The organism is Kangiella sp., assembly GCF_014762745.1.
Lineage (GTDB): Bacteria > Pseudomonadota > Gammaproteobacteria > Enterobacterales > Kangiellaceae > Kangiella.
The window spans coordinates 61,915-86,667 of the sequence record NZ_JABURJ010000015.1; the positions used below are offsets into that span (position 1 = coordinate 61,915).

Sequence of the window (24,753 nt, forward strand, 5' to 3'; positions counted from 1 at the left end):
CCATCATAATACCTTAAGGAGATGCGGTAAAATGTTTATTTCTCCAGACAATGTTGATAGAGACTCCGGAACCATTCTGCTCGTTTTCTGCGTTAACTTTGGCGCCATGAAAACTGGCAATCAAACGGGCAACGTATAAGCCCAGTCCCAAGTGTTGATTGCTGTGCTTACGACTTGAATGCATCAGACTAAAAACATCGCGCAGGTGTTTCTTGTCAATCAGCGGCCCGGCATTACTCACACTGAGCACCAGCTGACGTTCTGTTCTATTGAGTCTGATCCGAATCGGCTGAGTCTTATTATCAAAGTCCACCGCGTTGGAAATCAGCTTATCCAGCATCTGCACAAACAGGTCCTTTGACCCCATAATGCGAGCTTCCTGCACGTCGCTAACCAACTCAAACTGATGTTCTGGCCAGTTGGTTCGGTAAGCCAGCACCAGGTCGTTCAATACCGGTAACATATCAAAAGGTTCTTTATCGGCGCTGCGGATCGCCTGTTCCAGCTTATTGGCTTCACTTAAGCGACTGATAGTCTGGCTCATGCGCTCAGCGCCTGACTGGGCATTATCAATCAGTTGTAGCTCATCTTCTGGCAGGCTGTCACGGTTAATGTTATCCAGTGAGCTACGGATGATGGCAATCGGAGTTCTCAGTTCATGATTGAGGCGTGAAACCAGCTTTTCCTGATAATCATGGTATTGCTTTAAACGATTGGTCAGCAAAGAAAAGCTATTGGTCAGATCAGACACTTCATCATCAAACTCTTCATCCATATCAATCACATAGCGGATCTGGCCTTCTTCACTGATAGAACCTTCGGTCAAGTCCCGCAACTCCATAATACGGCGACTGTAGCGACGACTTTGTTTGACCAGCCACCAGACAAATAAGCCCCAGATCAGGCCCAGCAATAATAAAAAGCGTAGCCAGAAATCGCGTAGCTGTAGCTTCTCATTGATAGGAGACGACTCCAGGATCATGGCGCCCACCAGCTGGTTATTGCTATACAACGGCTTATAGACACGCGAGAAGGCAGACAGCTGCGTCGCATTGACCACCTCGGTCTGAGTGCGCCCGGTAAAAGCCAAATCAAGGTTAACGCTGGAAATACTTTTTTTGCCAAGCAGGCTATCGCTTAACTTTTCCTCAATGGCGGAAGACCAGATACGGTTTCGCCAGTTGGAACGAATATCCGTATGCAGCTGACCAAATTGATAGAGAACCTCGCCCTGACTATTGGTGAGAGTCAGGCGATACAGCTCAGGCTCAAGCAAACTCAGCACTCCGCTTTGTAGCCGACTATGTAAACTTAAGGAGCCAAAGTTAGTAAATGAATAAATGCCCTGCAAGGCTACTCCACTTTGTGCTCGGTCAATATCCGTTATTTCAGCCGAAATGGTTTTGCCGACCAGGCTTTGGGGCACCCGAAACTCTAACTGATAGCCTTCGGTTCTTTCCTGCCAGACTGCGTATACAGGTGTCACCTCGCGATAGCCATTAGCAGTCTGCCTGAGCGCTGACACCTTGCCGGGAGCCATTGGCTTAAACTGCATCTGATAAGCGCCCAGCACCAGCGTAACCTTGTCTGACAAGCCCACCAGATCAAGTGTTTCGCGATACACAATCGAGTTGTCTTCCACTTCGAACAGACCATAGACAAAGTCTTTATCTTCGATCAAAGTCAAACTGGCATTTTGTCCGAAGTTGCGAATGACAGTGCTGGCCGACTGATACGGATACCACTCATCAGCAAAACCGTCGATTAAAACAGCGGTTTCCTTGAGGGCAATTGGAAATTGTTTTTGTTGATTGGTATTGAGAAACTGCTGTTGCAGGCTTCGATCAGTTTGCAGCAACTGATTGATAAAACCTGACATAATCTGTGCCTGCTCTTTAGTCTGCGCCAGGCCATTTCTTTCAATGTCTTTTTCAAACTTTGCCAATAACAGCCAGCTGATCAGAGGAATCAATATAAATAAAAGACTCAGCAATAACAGTCGGCTGGTTAAAGACAATGAATTCATTAACGATAATTCCAGCGATACCCCATTCCATAAACGGTTTCAATCGCATCAAACTCCTTGTCAATGCGTTGGAATTTCTGGCGGATACGCTTAATATGCGAGGTGATGGTACTATCGTCTACAACCGCTTTAACTGCCTGCATCAGTTGATCTCGATTTTTAACATGACCCGGCTTCTGTGCCAGCGCATTAACGATCCAGAATTCACTGACCGTTAAATCTACTGGTTGGCCCTTCCAGCTCAGCGCCAATCGCTCATTATCAATTTCCAGATCACCAACCGTCTGTACGCTATTACCGGCCCCCGGAGTATTGATGGTGTCGAGACGCCGGAACAGGGCCGAAATTCGGGCCAGCAGATGTGGCATGCTAATATCTTTGGTCAAATAATCATCAGCACCGAGACGTAAGCCTGAAATAATATCGAAATCACTGTCCAGCGCTGTCAGGAAAATAATTGGTAACTGCGATGATTGTTGACGCAGGTTACGGCAAACTTCAAACCCCGCTTCTGGCTCGTCACCCAAACCAATATCCAGCAGCACCAGATCCGGCAGTCGCGTGCTAAATGCGGTCATGGCTTCTTTCTTGGTGCCATAAATCATCACGTCATAGCCAGCCTTCTTCAGGGCCATGCTGTAGTTTTGCTGTAATATAGGTTCGTCTTCAACTAAAGCGATTCGTTTTGCCATTTCTTTTTTGCCACTTTGTTTTGCCGCTTTGTTCTACAATAAGGCGCCGAGCCTTATGCGGACTATTCGTTAATCATTAAGTAAGGTAGAATACCTGAATTCCTGAAACCAATCTATTGTAAGAAGTTTTCATGCAAGATTATCAAGCCGCACCTGATTTATTAAAGGATAAAGTGATTTTAGTCACTGGTGCAACTGCTGGTATTGGCAAGGAACTTGCCATGACCTATGCCAAACATGGAGCTACAGTCATTCTCCTGTCGCGCGACACTCGCAAGCTGGAAAAGGTTTACGATGAAATTGAAGCCGCAGGCTATCCGCAACCTGCATACCTGCCGGTCAATCTACAAAACAATGACCCACAGCAGTATCATCAGGTTGCTGAAGTCATTGAGAAAGAATTTGGTCGCCTTGACGCACTAGTGCATAACGCAGGTGATTTAGGTTTGCTCTCACCAATAGAACATTTTGATGAAGAAACCTGGTTTCGCGTGATGCAGGTTAATGTCAACGCTGAATTTCTGTTGACCAAATATTGCATCTCATTGCTACGAAAATCTGATGATGCATCGATCCTGTTCACTTCTTCGGGTGTTGGTCGTCAGGGACGAGCTTACTGGGGTGCCTATGCAGTATCAAAGTTTGCAACTGAAGGTATGATGCAGGTTCTGGCTGATGAACTGGAAAGCGCTAAAATCCGCGTTAACAGCATTAACCCCGGAGCAACCCGCACCAAGATGCGCGCCAACGCTTATCCAGGCGAAGATCCGAACTCATTACCTACACCTGCTGATCTGATGCCAGCCTATCTATGGTTAATGGACAGCAAGGCATGCCCCAAAACGGGCCAGGCGATCAACGCCAGAGATTTTCTTAAGCAATAAAACAGGGACTTCTATTTGACTTTCGAGGGACTCACAGAAGAAGCTATCAAGGAGCAGTTCGAATCTGCCGAGCAGGCGCAGCCCGTTCAGTATGCCGCCATCGACTTAGGCTCCAACAGCTTTCACCTGGCCATCGCCGAATACGATGGCCACTCCTTTCGAGTTATTGGTCGTCATAAAGAGAAGGTTCAGCTTGCCAATGGCCTTGATGATAATGATATCCTTTCGCAGGAAGCGATTGAGCGCGGATTAAACTGCCTCAAGCTGTTTCAGGAGCGCATTAAAAATATTCCCGCCAAATACACAAAAGTAGTCGCGACCTATACTCTGCGCGAAGCGAAAAATGCTAAAGCCTTTGTTGAGCCGGCGGAGATGATTCTCAACAACCCCATCGAAATTTTACCCGGCAAAGAAGAAGCACGTTTAATCTACGATGGTGTGTCTCACTACCATCCCGATATTGAAACTGCCCTGGTTGTGGATATTGGTGGCGGTAGTACCGAAATTATTCTGGGAGATAAATTTGAGCCAATCAATCTCGATAGTCTTTCCATAGGTTGTGTCACCTATCAGCGTTACTTTCCTAACGGCAACATTAACGAAAACAATTTCAAGCAAGCAATACTAACTGCGGCCGCCGAAATATCGCGTATTGAGAAGCGCTATCTATCAACCAGCTGGAAACACTGCCTAGGCTCTTCAGGAAGTATTGAAGCGGTTTACAAAGTGCTGGTTGAACTCGGTTTTGATGAGGGTTTTATCAGACCAGAGCATCTACAGCTTATTAAGGAAAAGCTGATCGAGATGGGCCATATCGATCAGATTAGCTTTAGCAGTTTATCACTCAGTCGTCAGAATACATTTGCGGTCGGTCTGGCCATTCTTATAGCTCTATTTCAAGAATTGAAGATCGATAAAATGTATGTGGCAAATGGCTCTTTGCGTGAAGGGATTCTGATTGAGCTTGCAGAAGAGTTGAAAGGCAATGATAACCGTCATCATACTGCGCTATCACTGATGAGCCGTTTCAATGTGGATCAGGAATATGCCATTCAGGTTAAGAATGCCGCTCAACATATTTTTGACCAAGTTGCAGATATTTGGGAAATCAATAACCCAATCTACAAGAACTATCTCGACTGGGCCTGTCTGCTACACGAAATCGGCCTGTCCATCAGCTTCTCTAAATTGCGCCTTCATAGTGCTTATATTGTTCAGTATGGTGATATGCCTGGTTTTAGCCAACAGACCAAAGAGTCATTGGCAGCCATCATTGCCAATCAACGCAAAAAACTATATCCAGAACAGTTTGATAACAAATATGATCCTGCCTGTGCATTACTGGCAATCACACAAATATTACGAATTGCCATTCTGCTCAATATCAAAAGAGACCACGTGGATATTTCGGATTTGAAATTTGAGGCCAACAGCCGCAATCAATTGATGATTCGTATTCCTCAGCAGTGGGCATACAAGCATCAATTACTGTTAGCAGAACTCAGCAAAGAGCAAGCTTACCTTGAATACCACCAAATCCAGTTAGACTGGGTAGTGGAATAATAAACCATCATCAGCTCAGGATAACCTGGCTAACAGAAGGTCGTGCAACTTCTTGCTATTTTTAAGGTGAGTAAAATGATATTGACCATCTGCATGCAGGTGCCAGCTTTGAATTCTCTCAGAAGCCATCAGCTTTAACTCTTTGATCATTTGTTGCTTGGCTGACTCATACAAAATCGGGAAACAGGTTTCGACACGATAGTACAAATTGCGTTCCATCCAATCAGCCGACGCTGCGTACAATTGCTCTTCACCATCCGCATAGAAATAATAAACACGCGAATGTTCAAGAAAGCGACCAATGATGGAAACGACTTCAATGTTTTCGGAAACACCTTCAATGCCTGGCCGCAAACAGCAAACGCCTCGCACAATCAGCTTTACCTTAACCCCAGCGATAGAGGCTTTATAAAGCGCTTCAATCAAAGACTGGTCGGTCAATGAATTGACCTTGATGATAATGCCGCTTTTTTTACCAGCTAATGCATTTTCAGTTTCCATCTGAATGGCTTTCATGATGTTGTCATGCAGTGTAAAAGGCGCATGCCAGAGCTTATGCAATTGATACACCTTGCCCATACCGGTCAACTGCTGGAAAACTTTATGCACATCTTCACAAATTTCTGGGTCGCTGGTTAGCAAGCTATAGTCTGTGTAGAGCCTTGCATTTCCGGCATGGTAATTGCCGGTGCCAAGATGGGCAAAACGTATCAAATGTTTTTTCTCGCGCTTTACCACCAAAGTCATTTTGGCATGGGTCTTGTAACCAACAACACCATAAACCACCAAGACCCCGGCTTCCTGAAGTTTCTGCGCTAACTCTATATTAGAAGCTTCATCAAAGCGAGCACGCAGCTCAACCACGGCGGTGACCTCTTTTCCAGACTGAGCGGCTTCAATTAAAGCCTCAACAATCGCAGACTGACTACCCGTGCGATATAAGGTTTGTTTGATAGCAAGAACTTCTGGATCGCTGGCCGCCTGACGTACGAAGTCAATCACAGGCTGAAAGCTTTGATATGGATGATGCAACAGCACGTCACGCTCAGCTACAACATCAAAAACGCCACGACGGTGAATATCGTCAGGAACTTTAGGAGTAAAACCGGTGAATTTCAGATCAGGGCGCTCTACCAGCTCTGGAAGCGAAATAAGACGGTTTAAATTGACCGGGCCATTAACCCGATAGAGATCATCAGGCGTCAGGTTACACTTCTGTAACAGGAAGTTGATAATCTTATTGGGACAGGACTCTTCAACCTCAAGGCGCACTGCGGCACCAAAGTTGCGCGACTGCAATTCGCGCTTCAAGGCACTGGCAAGATCCTCAATCCCCTTTTCCTCCAACAACAAGTCGCTGTCTCGAGTTAAGCGAAATTGATAACAGCCACTGATTTCCATGCCCGGGAAAAGATCCTCTGCGAACTCTGAAATGATGGCAGATAGATAGACAAAGTTATGCCCTTTACTACCGCCAATTTTTTCTGGCAATTCAATGATTCGAGGTAGCGAACGGGGCATGTGCAAAACGGCAAACTCAAGGTCACGGCCAAAAGCATCATTGCCATGAAGCTGGAGCAGGAAGTGCAAACTTTTATTAACCAGTCGCGGAAACGGATGAGTCAAATCCAGACTGATAGGGCTTATGACCGGCGTAACCTGCTGTTTAAAATATTTCTTAAGCCATTTGTATTGTTCGTCATCCCAATGTTTAGGAGACAGGAAGTGGATATCTTCTTCAGCAAGCCGCGGCAATAGCTCCTGATTAAATATTCGGTACTGCTCTTCAACCAGTTTATGAGCTTGCTCATTAACTTGGCGCAAAACTTCTTCTGTAGAAAGACCATTGAGCCCAAATCGGGACTCACCACGAGCCAAGCTATGGCGTAAACCAGCAACCCGAACCTCAAAGAACTCATCAAGGTTATTACTACAGATAAAGATAAAACGCATCCGCTCAAGCAATGGAGTCGAATGATCCAGAGCCTGCTGCAACACACGCCAGTTAAACGCTAATAGACTCAACTCACGGTTGAGGTAGTATTCGGGATTATTCAAAGGAATTTTATTTAAATCATCCATCGACAAAGCCGACTGTTGTGGCTTATCGTCTAAAGTAACGGTTGATGATTTATCTGCAGCGGATCCCATAGCTTTCCTTGAAGTGTGTAAATTTGCAGTAACCTTTTCATATTACCTGCAATCTGCAAGGAAAAGCTAGGGACTAATATGACATTTTAAAGATAACGAAACTGTCGACCGAGCTTATCGTTTCTTCCAGACATTTTTTTGTTGACGCTTTTTCACTTCCGGTTGAGCGCGACGAGGAGTGACTTCAAGTTCAACCAACTTCGCCAAATCCCTGATTTCCTGTTCATCCAGATCGATCCAGCGGCCACGACTGAGTCTCTGCGGTAAATTGATAGGCCCGTACTGAACACGCATCAAACGGGATACTTCAACGCCTTGCGACTCCCATAACTTACGCACTTCACGGTTCTTACCCTCGGCCAGGCCTACTTCATACCAGGTATTGGTGCCTTCGCCGCCCTTTTCCTGCACATAGGTAAACTGGCACATATCACCTTCAATCAGGACGCCCTTTTTAAGGTTGTTGATCATTTCCGGAGTCACTTCGCCATGCACCCGAACCGCATATTTACGCTCCACCTGATACGAAGGGTGCATCAGGCGATGCGCCAGCTCACCATTATTGGTGAACAGCAAAAGTCCTGTGGTGTTGATATCAAGTCGACCTATACTGATCCAGCGTCCAAAACTGGTTTTCGGCAAATTATCAAACACCGTTGGACGACCTTCAGGATCCTTCTTGGTGGAAACTTCACCCAGCGGCTTGTTATAAGCCAATACACGAGTATAGGTTTCTTCCGAGGATTTTATGGTAATGACACGGCCATCAACTCGAATCGTATCCTTATCTGTGGCACGCTCACCCAACTTAGCAATTGAGCCATTAACACTGACACGCCCACCCTCAATCCACTTTTCGATTTCACGACGAGAGCCTAGACCAGCATTAGCAAGAATTTTCTGTAGTTTTTCAGACATGATGTTACCGCTTCAAGAATATAGCCGCATTTTAAGGGCTATAGCGGTATCAGTCGAGGGATATAAGGAAATATGATGCAGCGTGCAATAAAAAAGCCGCTAAACAGCGGCTTTTGCTCTAAATCCTGTGCGTCTTAACACGCAGTCTTCATCGAGAAGTCGCTCAATACGTTTAAATACTTCATAACGGTTGAAGGGTTTACGCATAAAGTCATCAGCACCAATTCGTTCAGCATAGTATGTTTCGGTTGCCTGAACGTTGCCACTGATCATGATTACCGGAATATCGCGGGTACGTGGATCTTTGCGTAATTGACGCAAAGCAGCAAAGCCATTGATTCCTGGAAGTACGATATCGAGAAAGATTAAGTCAGGTTTTTCTCTTAATGCGACTTCTAAACCTTTCTCTGCATCGAGAGCTGGAAAAACATCATAATGATTCTGAAGAAGCATTTTGCGAAGTGTAACTTGAATGGTTTTTGAGTCGTCAATGACCAGGATCTTACTGCCTGGAGCTGCATTGCGACGGCGACGAGATCGACGCTCTACGGTGAGACTGCCATCTGCTGCCTGCTTTAAGACTTGTTGATTATCCGAATCTTCACTGCGCCCCAAACCACCAATCTGGCGATGATCAACTAATGTGCGCAACCTGCTTATAATGTTCAATGTTACCCCCGACTTGGTTTACAAGGCCACTAACATTTTTGAAAGTGGCTGTAAAACTTGGGGCTATTATAATTTTTAGAAATATGAAAAACCTAGATCCAATTATCAATTAGACTAATTAATGGATCGGATAAGTTGCTTTTTGTTCTGAATCTGTGTCCAAGCTCTCATCTTCAAAGTCATCATTATGATCGTCAGCTCGGTAGTCATCATCACTGTCCTGCTCTTCCAGCGTCTCAGAATCGAGTTCAGTACCGTCAAAATCTGACTGTTCGTCTTCGATAGACTCTACACCCTCGGGATGACTTCCATCGTCATAGTGCTCATCGGCTTCCTCAATCCCCTCTTCATAACCTTCCTCGCTGGAATCAGGATCGACAGTTTCTGGATCGATAGTTTCTGGGCCAATAATCTCAGGATCATCTGTCTCAAGATCACTGCTTTTAGCAACCGAATCATCAGACTGTTCAGTATCATTTGTAGCTTCAGCGTCATCATCACCATCAAACTTCAATTCTGGATTCAAGTTATCCAGATCTTTTAGCTCCGATAATGAAGGCAGTTCATCAAGACTTTTGAGATTAAAATAATCTAGAAATGCCTTGGTTGTGGCATAAAGGGCCGGTTTTCCGGGAACATCACGATGACCAACCACTCGAATCCACTCACGCTCAAGAAGGGTTTTAATGATTGAAGAGCTGACGCTGACACCACGAACCTGTTCAATATCGCTTCGCGTGGTCGGCTGACGATAGGCAATCAAGGATAAGGTTTCGAGCAAGGCTCTGGAATAACGGGCTGGGCGCTCTTCCCATAAGCGAGCAATCCACTCAGCATATTCCTGACGTGCCTGGTAACGATAGCCACTGGCTACTTCTACCAGCTCAATACCACGCCCCTCGGCTTCCTGCTGCAACTGTTCCAAAGCAGCTTTGATTTGCTCAGGTTTGATTTTTTCTTCTTCTGCAAACAGCTCCAACATCCTGTCCTTTGACAAGGTGCTGCCTGCTGCTAAAAGCGAAGCTTCAATAATTCGAACGATTTTTTCTTGATTCATACCCACTGCCAATCAATCCCATTAATCGACCGTTGGCTCAATATCGGCCAACTTGTCTTCAAGCGATTCCGAGTCGTCCTCCCCTTCTACCCCAGAGCTGATTTTCGCTCTAACGTGGATGGGGCCATAACCTTCGGTCTGAATAATTTCTAACAATGATTCTTTCGCCAGCTCCATAATTGCCAGGAAAGTCACCACCACACCCATGCGCCCTTCTTCAACATTGAACAGTTGCGAGAAATCACAAAAGCTCTGCGCCGATAAACGCTCAAGAACGTGGCCCATTTTTTCTCTGACTGACAGGGCCTCGAACTGAATATGGTGGCTGGAAAACATTTCTGCTCGACGTAGCACATCTCGTAAGGCAAGCAAAAGCTCTTTCATTTCGACATCAGGATCAGGTTTTACAATATTGAGCTGCGGCTTTTTAGCACTGACTGCAAAATTGTCGCGACCCATGCGCGGCAATTCATCAATATCTTCAGCCGCCTGCTTAAACTGCTCATATTCCTGCAAGCGACGAATTAAATCAGCTCGCGGATCGTCCTCATCATCCTCATCATCTTTTGGACGAGGTAATAAGACGCGACTTTTGATTTCCGCCAACATAGCCGCCATCACCAGATATTCAGCAGCAAGCTCAAGGTGTAACACCTTCATCAACTCAACATATTCCATGTATTGCTCAGTAATGTGGGCAATTGGAATATTCAGGATATCGAGGTTTTGACGTTTGATCAGATAGAGCAATAAATCGAGCGGCCCTTCGAAAGCTTCCAGGAAAACTTCCAGCGCATCTGGCGGGATATAAAGATCTTTTGGGAAATCCTCAACCTGTTGACCATCAACCAGCGCAAAAGGCATCTCTTCCTGGAGATGTCCGGCTTCGGGTGAATGCTCATTAGCATTCGTAAGCTGTTCGCTGGTTGGTTCGCTCATAATGACCACTTCATAGGTTATTTGTAAGAAAGGCCCATTGCCTGACGCACATCGTCCATCGTCTCACGCGCCACATCACGCGCACGCTCAGAACCTTCAGATACGATATTACGCACAATTTCAGGGCTTTCCTGGTATTCCTTAGCACGTTCAACAAAAACCTGCTGTTCGGCACACACCGCATCAATCACCGGGCCTTTACAATCGACACAACCGATACCGGCGCTGGTGCAGCCTTTTTGAACCCAGTCTTTAACTTCCTCAGAAGAATAAATCTTGTGGAACTCCCACACAGGGCAATTTTCAGGATTTCCCGGATCAGTCCGACGAACTCGTGCTGGGTCGGTCGGCATGGTCTTAATTTTCTTTTCCACCGATTCACGCGGCTCACGCATGGCAATCGCATTGCCATAAGACTTAGACATTTTCTGACCATCGAGGCCCGGCATTTTTGACACTGGAGTCAATAGAGCCTGAGGTTCAGGAAGAATGATCTTGCCTTCACCATCCAGATATCCGTATAAACGCTCGCGATCATTGATCGAGATATTGGCCTGTGATTCTACTAATGCTTGCGCGGTTTCCAACGCAGCCTGGTCACCTTCTTGCTGGAATTTTTTGCGTAAGCTGTTGTATAACTTAGCGTTTTTCTTACCCATCTTTTTGATGGCTTCGGTCACTTTCTCCTCAAAACCCGGCTCTTTACCGTAAAAATGATTAAAGCGACGCGCTGCTTCACGGGTCATTTCAACGTGTGGCACCTGATCCGCACCGACCGGTACATTCCCAGCTCGGTAAACCAGAATATCGGCTGCCTGCAACAGTGGGTAACCCAAGAAGCCATAAGTGGATAAGTCTTTGTTCTGTAGCTTTTCTTGTTGTTCTTTATAGGTTGGAACACGCTCCAGCCAACCCAAAGGCGTCACCATCGACAATAATAAATGTAATTCAGCATGCTCAGGGACTTTAGACTGCACAAAAATAGTAGCCGCAGAAGGACTGATCCCCGCTGCCAACCAATCCAGAACCGTGTCCCACACGTATTCTTCTATGCGAGCCGTATCATCATAATTGGTGGTCAGGGCGTGCCAGTCGGCAACCATAAAAAAGCACTCGTACTCGTGCTGCATTTGTGCCCAATTCTTTAAAACCCCGTGATAATGTCCCAAATGCAAAGGGCCGGTAGGACGCATTCCAGATAAAACGCGCTTCTGGCCAACAGTAATAGAACTCAATGAAATACCCTTATAATTATGTCGAAATAGTAAAAATAATAAGACTGCCCATTATAACGAGAACATTCAAAAACGCTATCTTTCTATACCCATAACTGACCCCTGAAACTTTCGTGAAGCACCCTTCAAATTTTATTGTTAAACTTGACACAAACAAATACGTGTATATACACTCACCTATAATGAAACCACAATTTATCGAAGCAAAAGACTGCTTTTGTCTTGAAGCTCGGCGGAAAGCCAGAGCCATCACAAGGCTTTATGAAGAAAAGCTAAGGCCTCACGGACTACGCGCTACTCAATTTTCAGTGCTAGCCGTTCTGAAGTTGAAAGGGCCAACATCAACTACAGAGCTTGCTGACTTTTTAGTTCTTGAGCGAACCACAATGACTCGTGGAGCGGCAGTAATGGCAAAGCATGGATGGATTGAGCCCTCCCCGACTGAAGATAAGCGGGTTAAAGCATGGCGATTAACGCCATCGGGAGCAAAAAAGCTCGAAGAAGCCTTTCCTGCCTGGCAGGAAGTTCAACATCAACTTAAAAAAGGTATGGAGAGTCAACAAATCACTAAGGAGTAACTATGAAGCTTTATTATGCAGAAACTGCTAACTGCTACAAAACTTGTGCAGTTGCACAATATTTAAAATCCCCCATCGAATTTATTCGAGTCAACCTGGGTGAGCTTGAACACAAGCAACCTGAGTTTCTTGCCAAAAACCCCAATGGTAAGGTACCGGTACTTGATACAGATGGCGGCGCATTATGGGAGTCATTTGCCATCATGTGCCATCTGGCACGCGAAGCAGGCTCCGACTTATGGCCCAACGACCAAAGACAGGTTGAAATATTGCGTTGGGTGAGCTGGGATTTTGATTGCTTCTTACCTAGTGCTGGTGCTTACTATTACGAAAACATTATTAAGCCTCAGTTTAATATCGGCAAACCTGATTCTGAGGCGCTGCAGAAAATTGAACCGCAGTTTAAACAGCACGCAGAACTTTTAAACAACCACCTCAAAGGAAAGGACTTTGTGGTTGGCAATAGCCTGACATTGGCAGATTTTTCTCTTGGAGTCATGCTGCCCTACGCAGAACAGGCTCAGATCCCATTAGATGACTTCCCCGAAATTCAACGCTGGCACCATAAGTTAATGCAACTTCCCGCTTGGCGCTCCCCCTTCCCCACCATAAATAAATAAGGAGTTCATTATGTCGTTTTATATTGATGGATATGTTTTACCGGTACCGAAAGACAAACTTGATGAATACATCGAAATGGCCAAGATGGCCGGCAGCGTCTGGAAAGAATATGGTGCTCTCAAGGTTGTTGAGGCGGTTGCTGATGATGTTCAACCAGGTAAAGTCACCTCGTTTCCACAAAGTGTGCAACTCAAAGACAACGAAACCGTTATTTTCTCTTACATCCTTTATGAGTCTCGCGAAGCTCGCGACGAAATCAATGCAAAAGTCATGAAGGATCCACGCCTTGCTGATATGAAACCTGACAACATGCCCTTCGATGGGATGAGAATGTTTTGGGGCGGATTCAAACCTATCGTTGAACTTTAACGTTAGTTGATTTTAATTAAAGGAGTAAATTATGAGTCACAACAATAATCAACCCAAACCACCTATTGCCCACCTTGTATGCAGCCCTTGCCACGAAGCCATTGAGTTTTATAAAAAAGCATTCGGGGCAGAAGAAGTACAAATAGTTCCCTCACCTGACGGAAACAAAGTCATGCATGCCTGTTTGAAGCTCGATGGCGGTTTTATCTTTCTAGCCGATGACTTTCCGGAGTTTAATCCTGAGGGCCAGTCTCGAACACCGCAGTCTCTCGGTGGAAGCTGCGTCACCATTCACCGTCAAGTAACCAATTGCGATGCTGCCTTTAAACAGGCTATTGATGCAGGCGCTCAATCTCGCATGGAACCCGATGATACCTTCTGGGGTGATCGTTGTGGTGTGCTAGTAGATCCTTTCGGGCATCATTGGTCAATCGCTCACCACATCCGAGATATTAGCGAAGAGGAAATAGAGAACTTCATGAAGAATGAATTTACCAGTACGTGCTAAGGCACTTACTGGTATTCATCTACCATTATCCATAAAAAATCACTCAAAAGGACATAAGGAGAAGTGAAATGTCAAAAATTACCACCAACTTATGGTTTGATAATCAGGCTGAAGAAGCCGCAAAGTTTTACACATCAATTTTTAAGAACTCTAAGATTAATGACATTACTCGATACGGTAAGGCCGGCTATGAATTTCATGGTCGCCCAGAGGGTAGTGTCATGACAGTAGCCTTTGAACTGGATGGCGATTCCTTTGTTGCGCTTAATGGCGGACCAATGTTTCCGTTCAACGAAGCCATTTCCCTCATCATTAACTGCAAGGATCAAAGTGAGGTTGACTATTTTTGGGATAAGTTGACCTCTGATGGCGGTGAGCCCGGGCAATGCGGTTGGTTGAAAGATAAGTATGGCGTGTCATGGCAGGTCGTGCCAAAAGGCCTGCAATCATTACTGACCAATAGTGACCGAGCACGACAGGAACGTGTCATGTCAGTCCTTATGACCATGAGTAAAATCGATTTAAATCGGTTAGAGCAAGCTTAAGGGAGCAAATAGTGATGAGTAGTATTTACTTTGAAATTCAAGCACGTGAACCATCCAGAGCAATATCTTTCTATGAAAAAGTGTTTGGATGGAAGTTTACCAAAATGGAAATGTTACCAATCGACTATTGGCGCATAGAGGGCGATGAGCTTACTGGAGGCTTGCTACAAAGTCCTGCCCCACTCCCGCCACTGGAATGCGGAACCAATGCTTTCGTATGTTCTTTTGAAGTTAATAACTTTGATAAAGTGGCGCAGGTAATTGAGGCCGAAGGCGGCCAGGTAGCGATGCCTAAATTTGCAGTGCCGGGAATCTGTTGGCAGGGATACTTTATTGATACTGAAAATAATACCTTTGGTATATTTCAACCCGATGAACAAGCCAGATAACCTGGTAAGATCTACTCAAGAACCCTCGTATCCCGATAAACATTAACTCATAAAATTTGTTAAACACCTCACAAATGAGGCGCAAGCCTCTTGTTTTTTTATAAACAATATAAAAATTTATTTTGCCTACTTTGATAGGTCCTAGTTTATAGCTGAAAATAAAGGAGACATTATGAAAAAAATGACTATCGGATTACTTTCCGCTGGATTAATTCTTTTTGTAGTATTTTTTAACTCTATATCTAAAGCTGCGATACACGTTACTGAAGATGGCGTCTATTGTGATAACGGGTGCGACGTATATGGTGGCTGGGGTAGTGTCACGATATGCGATGGAGGCACAACAAACTGCATAAGAATGCCATCTGGGACACGTATACTTAACAAACCTCTGTAATATATTTAATTTAGTTTTTAATTTTCAGTACATAGAGAGCTTAGTGTCTAAGCTCTCTCCTAGGAGACGATAATGAAGATTTGGCTACCTATTTTTGTCGTTATCGGTGCGGTAATTATTTATTTAACAAAGCCAAGTGCTATAGATTCACCAAAGACCGTACCAATACAATTAGAATCAACTAATGTTGGAAACCAGAATAATAAAAAAACTGACACAAATATAGAGCCTATTTTAAAAGTGCAACAAGAACCAGAAGATGGTACTAACCATTATAAACCTTCCTCTGATAGTACCCGACCCGAATTAAATCATGAGAATTCATTAAACCTTACCGAACCATCAAGCGAGACTCCTTGGCCAAATACAAAGAATACCGCCGAAATGGACAGACACTTCTATCAACAAGCATATGATTCCAGTTGGGCTAGTGGGCAAGAGGTAAATTTAATTGAAACCATTACCGAGGTCTTCATTACAAATGGACTTAGTAATGAACTAAAAAAAGTAGAGTGCAGAACAAATGCATGTAGAATTGAGTTTAATCAGAGTCTTCAGAATGAATACTTTAATGATGTTCTAGAAAGCTTATATGACAGAAATGAGGAGGGGCTAGCAAAGGCCATAAGTATAAGACAAACACAAGCTGGTAATACGCTCATTTATGTTAGCCGCAAACATATCAAGCCACCGCTGTAACAGAATAATGAATGATTTACTCAAAAACAGTGGCATCACCAGCACCATAGCGGATGATTTCAGGATAACCACTGGTCATGTCAACAACGGTAGTTTCTTCATGGCCGCAATAACCGCCGTCAATAACGGCATCAACGCGGCCATTCAGTTCATCAAAAATTTCATGCGGTGCTAACACCGAACCTTCATCCTGCCCCGGCAAAATCAAACTGGTGTTCATCATTGGTTCACCGAGCGCTTCAAGAATCGCCTGGGCAATTGCATTATCTGGCACACGAATACCAATGGTTTTCTTTTTAGGATGCTTGAGTCGGTTTGGTACTTCGGCAGTTGCACGCAAAATAAAGGTGTAGGGCCCGGGAGTATTGTTTTTAATCATACGGAAAGCCGTATTATCCACTTTTGCATAAAAAGCCAACTCGGATAAATCACGACAAACCAGAGTGAAATTATGATTCTTTTCCAGGTCACGTATCTGACGTATGCGATCCAAAGCCTTTTTATCACCAATGTGACAGCCTAGCGCATAGCCTGAGTCCGTCGGATACACCACAACACCGCCATTACGAATGATGGCTACGATCTGGCTGATGAGTCGTGGCTGTGGGTTTTCTGGATGTATTTCAATCAGTTGCGTCATAATTTATCTTTAGGTTTTGTTGTTCGGTTACTGCCACGCTGTCCATACAGGAGTGACCTTGTCAGGCATTGGTGGAAACTTTCCTAACAAGGCCCAGGGCTTATCCGGAGAGTGGAAATCAGAGCCCTGTGAGGCAAGCAGGTTATACTTTTGCACCCAGTTTGCCAATAGATTTTTCTTGCCGGGATGTATATTAGGATAACACACCTCTATCGCTTCACCGCCCAACCTCTGAAAAGTCTGTATCAGCTCATGCAACTGGTTAGAGCCCATTTTGTAGCGCGTGGGATGTGCTAAAACTGGAACGCCGCCCGCTTGTTTAATAATCGCTATGGCATCTTCCAGTTCAAACCAGTCATCTTTTACAAATGCCTTGCCGCCTTTAGCCAGGTACTTTTTAAAAGCATTGGCAAAATTATTAACCGCCCCTTTATCCAATAAGTATTGAGCCAGATGAGTACGGCAGACCATGTTCTGTTCCTGCAGCATGATTTCTACATCATTAACTGCCTGTTCAACCCCGGCTTTTTGCATCTTATGAGCCATTTCCAGCGCTCGGGTGTAGCGCTTTTGCTGCTGAAGCTTTAAAAATGAAGACAAGGCTGAGTGCTCAGGATCAATGTTTAAACCCACTATATGCAGGGTATGCTTTCCCCAGCCCGCTGAAATCTCAACACCTTCCACTATTTTTATATCGAAATCATGGGCTTGTTCACGCAGCGCTAATACGCCAGCCACTGAATCGTGATCAGTAATCGCAAGCTCATCGACACCACGTTCAACGGCCAGCTCGACAAGCTCATGCGGCGACAAACTGCCATCAGATGCCTGAGTATGATTATGTAAATCTCTTAACACGTATGAATACCACTATTGAGTCTGTTACCAGTTTGCCTATCTTTTGCATTCAGGTAAACTTGGCAGGCACTTTTTTGGAGTCCACTATGACCTTTTTGAAAGAAAACTATCCGCTGGTTGCCTTTATCGCGGTTTACCTTATCACAAAAAACCTGATTCTAGCCGCAGCGGTCTGGAGCGCCGGTTCGTTAGTGCAAATTTTAACCAGCGTATTCACCAAGCAGTCAATTAAAAAAAGCCACATCGCCTATTTTATTCTTGGTGTTCTATTAGTGGTTTCCGCCTACTACTTTGATGACGAAAACTTCATCAAATGGAAAACCACCATTATTTTATGGGTTGGCTCATTGTTTATCCTATTCCGCCAACTTTTCAGCAAAAAATACATCATTCAGGATCTACTCAAAGCCAATGACATCCTAAAAGATACAGCACCGCACAGCCTGCTGGCTAAGATCAACTGGCTATGGATTCTGTATTTAATTGGCTTCGGTTTCTTGAATTTGTATGTCGCCTATACCTTTAGCACCGATGTCTGGTTCTGGTTTAAAATTATCGGCCTCTTTGCATCAACCATGCTGCTATTCATTATCAGCATTATCATGCTCAAAGAACACGTAAATCTCGAAGAACCACAAAAGTCGGATTCACAGGAAACCGACTCAGATAAAAATGACTCGCAGGAATAAAATATGTTGTATGTCATCTTTTCACAAGACGTTGAAAACTCATTGCCGCTACGCGCACAAGCGCGTCCAGCACATGTCGAACGGCTACAGGCACTTAAAGAACAAGGTCGCCTGATACTTGCCGGCCCCTGCCCAGCCATCGACGCAGAAGATCCCGGCGAAGCAGGCTTCACCGGCAGCATGATCGTCGCCGAATTCGACTCGCTTGAAGACGCCCAGGCCTGGGCCGACGCCGATCCCTACATCGAAGCCGGCGTTTACCAATCAGTAATCGTAAAGCCATATAAAAAAGTATTGCCTTAACCTAAGTTATATAGAAAATTAGCTTTATGCCATTTAGTTAATTCAAAGCTATGAACATATACTTTTAAGAGCAGATAGCACCAATTACCCCCTTATATTGAGCTAAGGCACGTACAAAATATAGCAATCAAAATCGTGGATGATTTTGATAAGAATTTTCAGCACAGGGATGTGATGTAAATTCTGGTGCGTTAAGTATTTTGGGAGTGACGCAGGTAGTCACGCAAAGCGTGACCTCAATATCGGGGTGTCGTTTCTTTTGGTCCCTTTTCTTTGGACAAGCAAAGAAAAGGGACTCGCTGAGTAGCGAAACAAAAACCATAGGAATGGACAAGCGAAAAGATCATGGATTCCCGCCTCCGCGGGAATGACAAAGGGTTACGCCTTACAAGTAAAGAATATTATCGATACAACTAAAATTGGAGAACCTAATGGATAATTCACAACGCCTTGAACGCATGCAACAAATGATTCAGGACGCACTAAACCCGACACAACTTGAAGTTATTGACGACAGCCATAAACACATCGGACACGCCGGAGCCAAAGAAGGCAAAGGACACTTCACCGTAGTAATAAAAAGTGAAGCGTTAGAAGGTAAGCGAATGCTGCAACAGCATCGAATGGTTTATGAAGCGCTGGGTGATATGATGGAAACGGATATCCATGCGCTGGCGATTAAAGTCATTAAATAGTTCAATGGTACCCCTAGGGCAGGATCTGCGTCACGACGCACCCTACTACATATAAATTAAAAATCATTTTATAGTAAAAACCTCACGATAATCTGTGTGGCAATTATTAAGGCATGCATAAATATAATCAGGCTTCTCATCAACAAAAACAATTAAATCCCAATAATATCCATACATTCCTCTATCAGCTCCTAATCGTATAGTATAAATATCTTTATAGAAAAACTCTTCGCCAAGTGCTTTTTTTAATAAGCCATTCATGTTTTTTATTTCAACTGAAGCTAACAGCTTAAAGTCATGAATCTTAATAAACTTATAGCTTGTCTTATTTATATTGTTCTTAGGAAAAGGCTCACCATATGGGCTTATCACCACTTCTTGCCCAGCTGTATTGTTTAGAGACAATTGCCCCTTCGTCGTAAAGTATTGTCCATTCTCATCATCACAAACCACTTTAAACTATTGGTTTAGTGGCTCTGATAACTTGAGTTCATAATCATTGCTACTGCATGAACTGAACCAAGAGCACCCTTGCATAGATAAGGTTATTAGAAAGATAAAACCTAAGTAAATCACTCTGTTTTTTCTTGACTTTAATGAAATATTTGGAAGGTTTGGGACCATGAGATGCTCTTCTTAATGTTAGGTATACCCAACTACCTCTTCGGCAAATAACGCATTGGGTCTACAGGCTTACCTTTGAAGCGGATTTCAAAATGCAGTTTCGGGACATCGCTGTCGGTGTTACCGACTTCGGCGATTTTCTGACCGGCTTTGATGATTTCGTTTTCTTTAACCAGCAGGATTCGATTGTGGGCGTAGGCGCTGATGAAGTCGTTGTTGTGTTTGACTATGACGAGGTTGCCGTAACCACGTAGACCTCGGCCTGCGTAGACTACTCGCCCTGCGGCGGCAGCTCTTACCGGATCGCCCAAATTACCTGCTATATCGATGCCTTTGGAGCTTTTACTCGCTCCAGAAAAGCCTTGCAGGATTTGGCCCATGGTTGGCCACATCCAATATTTCACAGGAGAATTTGGCGAATAGGCAATGGGTTCTTTGCTACCACTCGAAGTATTGCCACTACTTGCAGGCTCTTTCTTGGGTTCTTTTTCAGATTCCTGTTGAGCCACTGGTTGCGTTGGCTGAGTGTCTGACTGTGTTCTTGATGGAGTTTGACTGCTGGTTGGTGTTCTAGGAACTTCAGTGACAGGCCTTCTAGAAACGCTGACTGGTGTACGACGGGATGCATCCGTTGACTGCTGAGTGCCGGGCGGTTCTGTGCCAGCGACTTCATAGTCATCTGCTGGTGTTATTTCCCGAGCTTTTTGTAGATTCAGGCGCTGCCCTGAGTGGATGGTGTAATTGCTGTCAATATCGTTGGCCTGCGCCAGGATGTTGTAGTCAAGGCCATAACGAAAGGCAATGGAGTATAGGGTGTCGCCCGGACGCACATAATAGAACTGCTGACTGTTATCCACTTCAGAAGGCGGGTAGAAGCTGTGCAGCTGAGCCTTATAGTTGTTGGCTTCGCGCTCTTCGACTGGCGCCAGACGCTCATTGCCACAGCCCTGCAACCAGAAGACCACAAACACTATCGCCACAATCCACAGCGAGCGAATGGCTGAGCGCTTGAGTATCTCTTTGGTTTCTGGTCGCATGCCTTTGATAGAAATCCTTGTTTTACAATGGGTTATTGATGTTCTTTGCTACACGTACTGATAGATAATATAAGCGATTACGACAAGGATTAAAAAGCCCCAGCCAATCCAGTCTACATATTGACGCAATTTATGGCGCATTGGTTCCCCGCCCCACTTAATTAAACCGCTGATCAGATAAAACTGAGCAGCACGAGCTACTACTGATGCCAATACAAATGGCAAAAACGCCATACTAAGCGCACCAGCGGTCAGGGTGAAGATCTTATAGGGTACGGGCGAGAATCCAGCGATTAATACCACCCAGACGCCAAACTCTGCAAACCAGCCCACTGCTTTATCATAAGTCTCAAGATACCCTAGCTTTTCAATGGCTGGCAACGCCCAGGACTCAAAGGCGAAAGCGCCAATCAGATAACCGACCACGCCACCTAGAACTGATGTTACCGTAGCCAATCCAGCCAGGCTCAAGGCACGATGCGGCGTTGATAAGGCCATCGGTGCCAACATGGCGGCGGTAGGAATAGGGAAAAAGATTGATTCGATAAAACTGATAAAGCCTAAAATATAAACTGCGTACTTATGACGAGCCCAACGCATGCAAGCGTCGTACATCTTGGTAAAAATATTCATCGAGCAACGCCACTGACTAACGGTACAAATTTAACTTTCTCAATCACGGTTTGCTTAAACTCGTCGCCCTGACGCTCAACCAGGATCAACTCCTGCGCAGTTTCGGTTTGTCCAACAGGAATAACCATCCGTCCGCCATCAGCCAGTTGTGCCAATAGCTTCTCAGGAATTTGCGACGGCGCAGCGGTGACAATGATAGCATCGAAAGGTGCATTCTGCTGCCAGCCATTAAAGCCGTCGGCAAACAGATACTGCACATTGTGGATGCCCAGCTGACCCAGTGTTTTTCTAGCCTGCATATGGAGTGCGCGGATGCGCTCGACGGTGAACACGGTTTTGCAGAGTTTAGACAAAATTGCCGTTTGGTAACCACAACCAGTGCCGATTTCGAGGACCTTATTCATGGAACCAGATTCAACCAGCGCCTGCGTCATGCGCGCGACAATATAAGGCTGAGAAATGGTTTGTCCCATGCCAATCGGCAAAGCAGTATCTTCGTATGCGCGATGTGATAAACCCTCATCAATAAATACATGACGAGGTGTGTCTTCAATGGCTTTCAAAACCTGTTGGTTGGTGATGCCCTCGGCAATCAGACGCTGTACCAGACGGCCACGCGTTCTCGCTGAAGTCATTCCAATGCCAGAAAAATGAGCTGCATTCATAGTTATCTATCTGTTCTGTATTGTTGTTATTGCTTGAGCCTATCAGCTTTTAATTAATGGGCTGTCATAAGTACTCAAAAAGTCTTCCACTTCATCAAAGCTGTTATATGCGGTCAGATCCACATTGACGGGCGTTATCGAAACATAACCATGCTCAACGGCATGAAAATCCGTTCCTTCCCCAATATCTTGCCCGCTCGGTAAGGGGCCAAGCCAATAAACCTGGCGGCCTTTTGGATCCTTATCCGGAATAATAGTATCAGCACGGTGGCGATTTCCCAAGCGTGTTAGCTTAATTCCTTTTAATTCTTCATAAGGCAGGTCAGGAACGTTGATATTCAGTACCCGATCCTTGCCCAGCGGATGCTTAATTAAGCCCTCGATAATCTCCACCGCAACCCTCGCAGCAGTCTCGTAATGCTGGCAATTGTGGCCTACCAATGACACCGCAACGGCAGTATAACCCAGTGCACGCCCTTCCATTGCAGCAGCTACCGTGCCCGAATATAGGGTGTCATCGCCCAAATTGGCGCCAGTATTAATGCCAGCCACCACCATATCCGGTGCTGCGCCCATCAAATGGTGCGTACCCAGGTGCACACAATCAGTTGGCGTACCGGTTACCGCAAAAAATCCGCGCTCTGTTTGCCAGGCACGAATAGGATGATCCAGGGTTAATGAATTACTGGCTCCACTGCGGTTACGGTCTGGCGCAACTACGGTGACCTGCGCGATACGTTGCAAATGGTCATATAAGGCATTAATTCCCGGCGCAAAAAAGCCGTCGTCATTACTTAGCAGTATTTTCATAAGATTCTTTATTGGATGTAATCTTGTGTGTGGGTTTTCAATGCAAATAGTTCGCGCAATAAACTGGTCGCGAAAGCCCCCTTGGGCAAACTGAAGCTTATTTCCAGCGTTTGCTCATTATGCCATTGCAGCATGACATTTTTGGGAAACACACGAATCGCTCGACGCTCGCCATTAAGTCCTTTGCGCTCCAAAGCTGCAATCAGCTCATGATAAGGCTCAAGCACTTCTGCTTCAAATTCCGCCGCTTCCGCTAACAATTGCGAACGACCGCGTCCCGGCATGGGGGCTGTGGGGTGGATGTCTTTGGCGACAAAGCGCGGCAGTTCCTGCGCCATATCCTGAACCGTGAAACCACTTTCAGAACCATCTAGCTGAACATAGTCGCCATTCATCAACTCTGTAAACTTATTGGCTTCGATGCGCCTGGCCAGAACCTGATTAAAGAAAAAGGAGCGCACAGCCGAAAACAATAAACCCTGCAAATTTCGATTTTTGAGTTTTTTATTGACCAGCAACAGCTCAGCACCGCGCGTTAAGTTATCGCCATTATGGCCAAAACGCTGCTCACCAAAATAATTAGGGAACCCCTGCTCCTGAATCTGTTCAAGCCTTTGCTCCAGGGCTTGCTTATCATAATTCTGGCTAAAGTTCAGATCACGTAAAGTAATCGCAAAATGATTTTGCTTAACGGCACCAATACGCAGCTTTTTGTCATGGCGGGTGGCTTTCAGAACAGTCACTTCATCATCGTTAAACTCAGACCAGTCAATCTCTCTCAATAATGGCAACTGCACGCTGAACCATTGTCTGGCAATAGCAAAACGATCTTTCTTGCCTGCATAGCCAATATCGGTTGGATTGACCTCAGCAAAGCGACGCAGTTTATGGCAGACAATGTCCGTATTGATATTGCGCTTTTCGATCAATAATAAATGGTGCGCACCTTCACCCGAAGGCTCGAAACGTAAATCTTCATCAACACAGAAGTCGCTTAACTGCTGGCGAAAAGTAGCGCTGGCTAATGGAGTACCGTAGGCTCTTGGCCAATCCTGGACGTGTATCTCCATCTTAACGATCGACGGATTCAAGTAAACAAACAGAATGCACCGCAATTCCCTCTTTGCGGCCCACAAAACCCAGCTTTTCGGTGGTTGTTGCTTTGACGTTAATGCGGTTCAGTTCAGCTTTGCAGATATCCGCAATGACTTCACGCATTTCGAGAATTTTGTCGGCCATTTTAGGTGCCTGCGCCACAATAGTGACATCCAGATTACCCAAACGATAACCTTCGTCATTCACCTGCTGCATGACTGCTACTAATAACCCTCGGCTATCAGCGCCGGCAAATTTTTCGTCAGTGTCGGGAAAATGATGACCAATATCCCCTTTGGCAATAGCACCCAACAGCGCATCACAAACTGCATGCAGCACCACATCACCGTCAGAATGAGCAAGCAAACCTTGCTCACCGGGAAATTCAACGCCACCTAAAATTAGTGGGCTGTCGCCACCAAATTTATGTACGTCATAACCATGACCAATACGAAACATAGAAA

Annotated in this window: 29 protein-coding genes; 12 read left to right on the forward strand and 17 right to left on the reverse strand. The window is 45.1% G+C overall.

The features are described from left to right. Positions 1–13 precede the first annotated feature (13 nt). On the reverse strand, positions 14–2,026 hold the full coding sequence (locus HUJ19_RS00545; RefSeq protein WP_290621625.1) for an ATP-binding protein: 2,013 nt from the start codon (positions 2,024–2,026) through the stop codon (positions 14–16). Then, positions 2,026–2,718 (reverse strand): proteobacterial dedicated sortase system response regulator, encoded by a 693-nt coding sequence (gene pdsR / locus HUJ19_RS00550; protein WP_290621626.1) that lies wholly within the window; start codon positions 2,716–2,718, stop codon positions 2,026–2,028. The genes HUJ19_RS00545 and pdsR overlap by 1 nt, the downstream gene beginning before the upstream one ends. Positions 2,719–2,849: 131 nt before the next feature. On the opposite strand from pdsR, the gene HUJ19_RS00555 reads away from it, so the two are divergent. Then, on the forward strand, positions 2,850–3,602 hold the full coding sequence (locus HUJ19_RS00555) for a YciK family oxidoreductase (RefSeq protein ID WP_290621627.1): 753 nt from the start codon (positions 2,850–2,852) through the stop codon (positions 3,600–3,602). A 15-nt stretch (positions 3,603–3,617) separates the two neighbouring features. Further along, positions 3,618–5,165 (forward strand): phosphatase, encoded by a 1,548-nt coding sequence (locus HUJ19_RS00560; RefSeq protein WP_290621628.1) that lies wholly within the window; start codon positions 3,618–3,620, stop codon positions 5,163–5,165. A gap of 15 nt (positions 5,166–5,180) precedes the next feature. On the opposite strand, the gene ppk1 is transcribed toward HUJ19_RS00560, so the two are convergent. The 6 genes from ppk1 to HUJ19_RS00590 form a co-directional block, all read right to left on the reverse strand. Then, positions 5,181–7,316 carry a polyphosphate kinase 1 gene (gene ppk1, locus HUJ19_RS00565; RefSeq protein WP_290621629.1) on the reverse strand — a complete coding sequence of 712 codons (2,136 nt, stop codon included), beginning with the start codon at positions 7,314–7,316 and terminating at the stop codon, positions 5,181–5,183. Positions 7,317–7,430: 114 nt separating this feature from the next. Beyond that, a complete protein-coding gene (gene rluB, locus HUJ19_RS00570; protein WP_290621630.1) occupies positions 7,431–8,234 on the reverse strand; it encodes a 23S rRNA pseudouridine(2605) synthase RluB in 804 nt (267 codons plus the stop codon). 99 nt (positions 8,235–8,333) lie between these two features. Then, entirely contained in the window at positions 8,334–8,903 is a 570-nt protein-coding gene (locus HUJ19_RS00575) for a response regulator (RefSeq protein WP_290621631.1), read from the reverse strand. A 118-nt stretch (positions 8,904–9,021) separates the two neighbouring features. Continuing rightward, a complete protein-coding gene (scpB, locus tag HUJ19_RS00580; RefSeq protein WP_290621632.1) occupies positions 9,022–9,960 on the reverse strand; it encodes an SMC-Scp complex subunit ScpB in 939 nt (312 codons plus the stop codon). A 21-nt stretch (positions 9,961–9,981) separates the two neighbouring features. Further along, positions 9,982–10,899: a ScpA family protein gene (locus HUJ19_RS00585; protein ID WP_367273943.1), complete on the reverse strand. Its 918-nt coding sequence runs from the start codon at positions 10,897–10,899 to the stop codon at positions 9,982–9,984. 17 nt (positions 10,900–10,916) lie between these two features. After that, positions 10,917–12,140 carry a tryptophan--tRNA ligase gene (locus HUJ19_RS00590; protein WP_367273946.1) on the reverse strand — a complete coding sequence of 408 codons (1,224 nt, stop codon included), beginning with the start codon at positions 12,138–12,140 and terminating at the stop codon, positions 10,917–10,919. 176 nt (positions 12,141–12,316) lie between these two features. Between HUJ19_RS00590 and HUJ19_RS00595 the strand changes: the two genes are divergently transcribed. The 7 genes from HUJ19_RS00595 (at position 12,317) to HUJ19_RS00625 (ending at position 16,240) form a co-directional block, all read left to right on the forward strand. Beyond that, positions 12,317–12,712: a MarR family transcriptional regulator gene (locus HUJ19_RS00595; RefSeq protein ID WP_290621634.1), complete on the forward strand. Its 396-nt coding sequence runs from the start codon at positions 12,317–12,319 to the stop codon at positions 12,710–12,712. A 2-nt stretch (positions 12,713–12,714) separates the two neighbouring features. Then, positions 12,715–13,332, forward strand: coding sequence for a glutathione S-transferase family protein (locus tag HUJ19_RS00600; protein ID WP_290621635.1), 618 nt, complete (start codon positions 12,715–12,717; stop codon positions 13,330–13,332). Between the two features lie 10 nt (positions 13,333–13,342). Next, positions 13,343–13,702: a DUF1428 domain-containing protein gene (locus HUJ19_RS00605; RefSeq protein WP_290621636.1), complete on the forward strand. Its 360-nt coding sequence runs from the start codon at positions 13,343–13,345 to the stop codon at positions 13,700–13,702. 31 nt (positions 13,703–13,733) lie between these two features. Further along, positions 13,734–14,210, forward strand: a complete 477-nt coding sequence (locus tag HUJ19_RS00610; RefSeq protein ID WP_290621637.1) for a VOC family protein — start codon at positions 13,734–13,736, stop codon at positions 14,208–14,210. 68 nt (positions 14,211–14,278) lie between these two features. Continuing rightward, positions 14,279–14,755: a VOC family protein gene (locus HUJ19_RS00615; RefSeq protein ID WP_290621638.1), complete on the forward strand. Its 477-nt coding sequence runs from the start codon at positions 14,279–14,281 to the stop codon at positions 14,753–14,755. 14 nt (positions 14,756–14,769) lie between these two features. After that, entirely contained in the window at positions 14,770–15,144 is a 375-nt protein-coding gene (locus HUJ19_RS00620) for a VOC family protein (protein ID WP_290621639.1), read from the forward strand. 469 nt (positions 15,145–15,613) lie between these two features. Beyond that, positions 15,614–16,240, forward strand: coding sequence for a hypothetical protein (locus tag HUJ19_RS00625; RefSeq protein WP_290621640.1), 627 nt, complete (start codon positions 15,614–15,616; stop codon positions 16,238–16,240). Positions 16,241–16,256: 16 nt separating this feature from the next. Here HUJ19_RS00625 and HUJ19_RS00630 read toward each other — a convergent pair whose 3' ends face one another. Further along, a complete protein-coding gene (locus HUJ19_RS00630; RefSeq protein ID WP_290621641.1) occupies positions 16,257–16,880 on the reverse strand; it encodes an L-threonylcarbamoyladenylate synthase in 624 nt (207 codons plus the stop codon). 27 nt (positions 16,881–16,907) lie between these two features. Then, the gene (locus tag HUJ19_RS00635) at positions 16,908–17,738 is read right to left on the reverse strand and encodes a PHP domain-containing protein (RefSeq protein ID WP_290621642.1); all 831 of its coding nucleotides are present in this window, start codon (positions 17,736–17,738) and stop codon (positions 16,908–16,910) included. Positions 17,739–17,824: 86 nt separating this feature from the next. On the opposite strand from HUJ19_RS00635, the gene HUJ19_RS00640 reads away from it, so the two are divergent. The 3 genes from HUJ19_RS00640 (at position 17,825) to HUJ19_RS00650 (ending at position 19,425) form a co-directional block, all read left to right on the forward strand. Next, positions 17,825–18,427: a septation protein IspZ gene (locus HUJ19_RS00640; protein ID WP_290621643.1), complete on the forward strand. Its 603-nt coding sequence runs from the start codon at positions 17,825–17,827 to the stop codon at positions 18,425–18,427. A 3-nt stretch (positions 18,428–18,430) separates the two neighbouring features. Continuing rightward, complete coding sequence (locus tag HUJ19_RS00645) at positions 18,431–18,730, forward strand: YciI family protein (RefSeq protein WP_290621644.1); 300 nt, start codon at positions 18,431–18,433, stop codon at positions 18,728–18,730. Positions 18,731–19,161: 431 nt separating this feature from the next. Further along, positions 19,162–19,425: a BolA family transcriptional regulator gene (locus HUJ19_RS00650; protein ID WP_290621645.1), complete on the forward strand. Its 264-nt coding sequence runs from the start codon at positions 19,162–19,164 to the stop codon at positions 19,423–19,425. A 63-nt stretch (positions 19,426–19,488) separates the two neighbouring features. Here the strand turns inward: HUJ19_RS00650 and HUJ19_RS00655 are convergent, their stop codons facing one another. From HUJ19_RS00655 to ispF, 7 genes are all read right to left on the reverse strand, one after another. Beyond that, on the reverse strand, positions 19,489–19,830 hold the full coding sequence (locus HUJ19_RS00655; RefSeq protein ID WP_290621646.1) for a hypothetical protein: 342 nt from the start codon (positions 19,828–19,830) through the stop codon (positions 19,489–19,491). A 251-nt stretch (positions 19,831–20,081) separates the two neighbouring features. Then, positions 20,082–21,086 (reverse strand): peptidoglycan DD-metalloendopeptidase family protein, encoded by a 1,005-nt coding sequence (locus HUJ19_RS00660; RefSeq protein WP_290621647.1) that lies wholly within the window; start codon positions 21,084–21,086, stop codon positions 20,082–20,084. Between the two features lie 48 nt (positions 21,087–21,134). Then, positions 21,135–21,719: a YqaA family protein gene (locus HUJ19_RS00665; RefSeq protein ID WP_290621648.1), complete on the reverse strand. Its 585-nt coding sequence runs from the start codon at positions 21,717–21,719 to the stop codon at positions 21,135–21,137. Beyond that, positions 21,716–22,384 carry a protein-L-isoaspartate(D-aspartate) O-methyltransferase gene (locus HUJ19_RS00670; RefSeq protein WP_290621649.1) on the reverse strand — a complete coding sequence of 223 codons (669 nt, stop codon included), beginning with the start codon at positions 22,382–22,384 and terminating at the stop codon, positions 21,716–21,718. Before HUJ19_RS00670 ends, HUJ19_RS00665 begins: the two co-directional genes overlap by 4 nt. A gap of 42 nt (positions 22,385–22,426) precedes the next feature. Further along, entirely contained in the window at positions 22,427–23,194 is a 768-nt protein-coding gene (gene surE, locus HUJ19_RS00675; protein ID WP_290621650.1) for a 5'/3'-nucleotidase SurE, read from the reverse strand. 8 nt (positions 23,195–23,202) lie between these two features. Next, a complete protein-coding gene (gene truD, locus HUJ19_RS00680; protein ID WP_290621651.1) occupies positions 23,203–24,264 on the reverse strand; it encodes a tRNA pseudouridine(13) synthase TruD in 1,062 nt (353 codons plus the stop codon). Position 24,265: 1 nt separating this feature from the next. Further along, positions 24,266–24,748, reverse strand: coding sequence for a 2-C-methyl-D-erythritol 2,4-cyclodiphosphate synthase (gene ispF, locus HUJ19_RS00685; protein WP_290621652.1), 483 nt, complete (start codon positions 24,746–24,748; stop codon positions 24,266–24,268). Positions 24,749–24,753: the final 5 nt, after the last annotated feature.